3 protein-coding genes are annotated in these 2,921 nt (G+C 72.9%); 1 reads left to right on the top strand and 2 read right to left on the bottom strand.

Features of this window, described 5'->3' with window-relative positions; all coding sequences use genetic code 11:
- A partial coding sequence (locus HUW62_RS46665) for an ATP-binding protein (RefSeq protein WP_176438123.1) occupies positions 1-1,495 on the top strand: 1,495 nt, incomplete at its 5' end.
- On the opposite strand, the gene HUW62_RS46660 is transcribed toward HUW62_RS46665, so the two are convergent.
- Both HUW62_RS46660 and HUW62_RS46655 read right to left on the bottom strand, forming a co-directional pair.
- The gene (locus HUW62_RS46660) at positions 1,456-1,851 is read right to left on the bottom strand and encodes a response regulator (RefSeq protein WP_163870016.1); all 396 of its coding nucleotides are present in this window, start codon (positions 1,849-1,851) and stop codon (positions 1,456-1,458) included. The genes HUW62_RS46665 and HUW62_RS46660 overlap by 40 nt on opposite strands.
- 27 nt (positions 1,852-1,878) lie before the next feature.
- The coding region (locus HUW62_RS46655; protein ID WP_176438122.1) for a PilZ domain-containing protein at positions 1,879-2,921 on the bottom strand (1,043 nt) is incomplete at its 5' end.

Below are 2,921 nucleotides of genomic sequence, written 5' to 3'. Positions count from 1 at the left end.
GCGTCCCCCGGCCCCGCCCGCGGCATCCGAGGCCTCCGGCGGCGTACCGCTCCATGCGCTCCTGGAGGGACTGCCGGACGCCTTCTTCACGCTCGACGCGGCCTGGCGCTTCACCTACGTCAGCCCGCGCATGGTGGAGCTCTTGGACGGCGCCGCCGGGCCCGGTGACGACGTGCGCCGCGCGTGCCCCGGCCTGCTGGAGCTGCGCCACCACCTGCTCTTCGAAAAGCCCGCCACCCAGCAGGCCGCCGCGCGCTTCGAGCACGAGTGGCCGGACCGCGAGCTGTGCTTCGACGTGCGCGCGCGCGCGGTGCCCGGGGGCCTCCTGGTGCACTGCCGCGACATCACCGGAGAGCACCGGGTGCGCGAGGAGCTGCGGCGCGCCAGCGAGGTGTTCCGCGCCATCCACGAGGGCACGACGGACGCCGTCTACACGAAGGATTTGGAGGGCCGCTACCAGCTCATCAACAACGCGGGCGCGCGGGCGGTGGGCTACGAAGTCGCGCAGATGGTGGGCCGCACGGACCTGGAGCTGTTCGCGCCCGAGGTCGCCCGCGTCAACGCCGCCAACGACAGGGAGGTGCTCGCCTTCGGCCGCACCGTCACCTACGAGGACGGCCAGCCGGGCGTCGAGGGCCCTCGCGTGTGGCTGTCCACCAAGGGCGTGCTGCGGGACGCGGACGGCAAGGTGGTGGGCCTGTTCGGCATCAGCCGCGACATCACCCAGCGCAAGTGGGCGGAAGAGGAAGCGCGCCGGCACTCCGAGTTCCAGGAGCAGCTGATGGGCATCGTCAGCCACGACATCCGCAGCCCGCTGGGCGCCATCATGAACTGGTCTCGCGTCATGGCGGAGTCCGGCACGGCCGAGGACGCCCGGCGCACCAGCCAGCGCATCGCCACCGCGGCGGTGCGAATCGAGCGGCTCACCCGCCTGCTCCTGGACTTCACGCGCACCCGGCTGATGGGCGGCGTGGCGATTGAACCCCGGCCGGTGGACCTCAAGGACCTGGTGGAGCGCGTGGCCCACGAGTTCCGCGTGGCCTACCCCGAGCGCGTCATCGAGGTGGAGCACAAGGGCAATACCCAGGGCATGTGGGACCCGGACCGGCTGGGCCAGGTGGCCTCGAATCTCCTGGAGAACGCGCTGAAGTTCGGCCCCGCGGACACCCCCGTGAAGCTGGTGGCGCGCGTGGCGAGGGCCAACAAGCTGGTGCTGGAGGTCCAGAACGGCGGGCGCCCCATCCCCGCGCACCTGCTGCCCCACCTCTTCGAGCCCTTCCGGAGCGGCCCGCAGACGACGCGCACGCTGAAGATGAGCTACGGCCTGGGCCTCTACATCGTCCGGGAAATCGTCCAGGCGCACGGCGGAGCCATTGAAGTCAGCTCCACCGAGGAGGAGGGCACCACGTTCATGGTGACGCTGCCCCGCCGCTCGCTGCCGGCGCGGCCTCCCGGTCAAATCCCGCCGCGCGTGCCCCGCTCCGAGCCCAAGTAGCGATTCAGGAGCGCCGCCAGCTCCGAGCCCGCGAAGGGCTTGGTGAGGTAGTCGGTGCAGCCGCTCTCGAAGCCCGCCTGCACGCAGTCCGGCTCCATCCGCGTGCTGCACAGGATGATGGGCGTGTGGCGCGTGGGCTCGCGCTCGCGCAGCGCCCGGCACGTCTCCAGGCCATCCAGGTTCGGCATCAGGATGTCGAGCACGACGAGGTCCGGCGCCTCGTCCCGCACGCGCTCCAGCGCCTCCAGCCCGTCGCGGGCGATGAGCGTCTCGAAGCCGCGCTCCACCATCATCATCCGGTGCAGCATCAGCACCGTGTGCGAGTCATCGACGAGGAGGACCTTCTTGCGTCGCATGACGAAGCACCTCCTGGAGCCACGCCTTCAAGGCGAGGCCGTGGCCTGACAGAGCTGGCGCAGATGCATCAACCGCGGCGGGCCCATGCCCAGGAACCGCACACCCATGCCGTGGGGAAAACACAGCCCTTCGCGCGCCGCATAGGGATTGGCCCACGCCACCACGCCGTGGGACTCCAGCCGCTCGCCCGTGGTGGGCAGGTGGATGCGCAACGTCACCGACGAGCCGGGCCGCGCGGGCACCAGCGTGCGAACGAAGAGGCCCCCGGGGCTCAGCGCGAAGGACACGCCCGACGTCCACGCCAGCCCCTGCGGGCCGCTCTCGCCGAACTCGACGGGGCAGCAGAAGGGCACCCGCTCCTCCACCCGCAGCGACGCGCCCTCCCGGCTCAGCATCGCGTGGATGCGCGGCAACAGCGTCGCCGCCGAGCGCCCGCTCTCCGCGGCCGTCACCGTCAGCGAGGGCACGCCCTCCAGCAACGAGCGGGCGACAGTGCCCGCGCGCGCCCACACGCCACCCCATGCCCCGTCCCCCACGACGACGAGCAGGTGGGGCGCGGCGCCGTGCTCCTCCACTCGCGCGGCCGCGCCCTCCACCGTGGCGCTGTACAGCAGGTGGTGGCCGGAGACTTCCAGCAGCGAGCCCAGCCCCGCCCACGTGCGCGCGCCGCCCGCGCCCGCCAGCAACACCACGCGCGGGCTGTAGCGCTCGCTCGCGGCGGGGAGCACCCGCGCGCCCAGCAGCGCGGACAGTCGAGCCCGCACCGCGGATTCAGCCACCGGCGCCAGGAGACAGTCTTCGATTCCCTCGGCGTCCGCGGCCTCCAGCACCTCTGCGGGCGTCTCCGGCTCCGCCACCAGGATGACGGGCGCGCCGGACGCGCCCACGCGGGCCTTGAGGCCACTGAGCCCTCCGGGGCCTCGCTCCTGGACCTGGCGCCAGTGCACCAACACCAGCCGGGGCCTCGCGCGCGACAGCTCCAGGCTCACCGCGCCGGGCAGCGACGCCTGCACCGGCTCACAGCCCAGGGCCCGGGCCGCGCGTGACAGTGCCAGCCACGCCTCCCCCG

Source organism: Myxococcus sp. AM011 (genome assembly GCF_013372595.1).
Taxonomy (GTDB): Bacteria; Myxococcota; Myxococcia; order Myxococcales; family Myxococcaceae; genus Myxococcus; species Myxococcus eversor.
The sequence above is the reverse complement of the archived record's forward strand: the minus strand, read 5'-3'. Positions and strand labels throughout refer to the sequence as shown.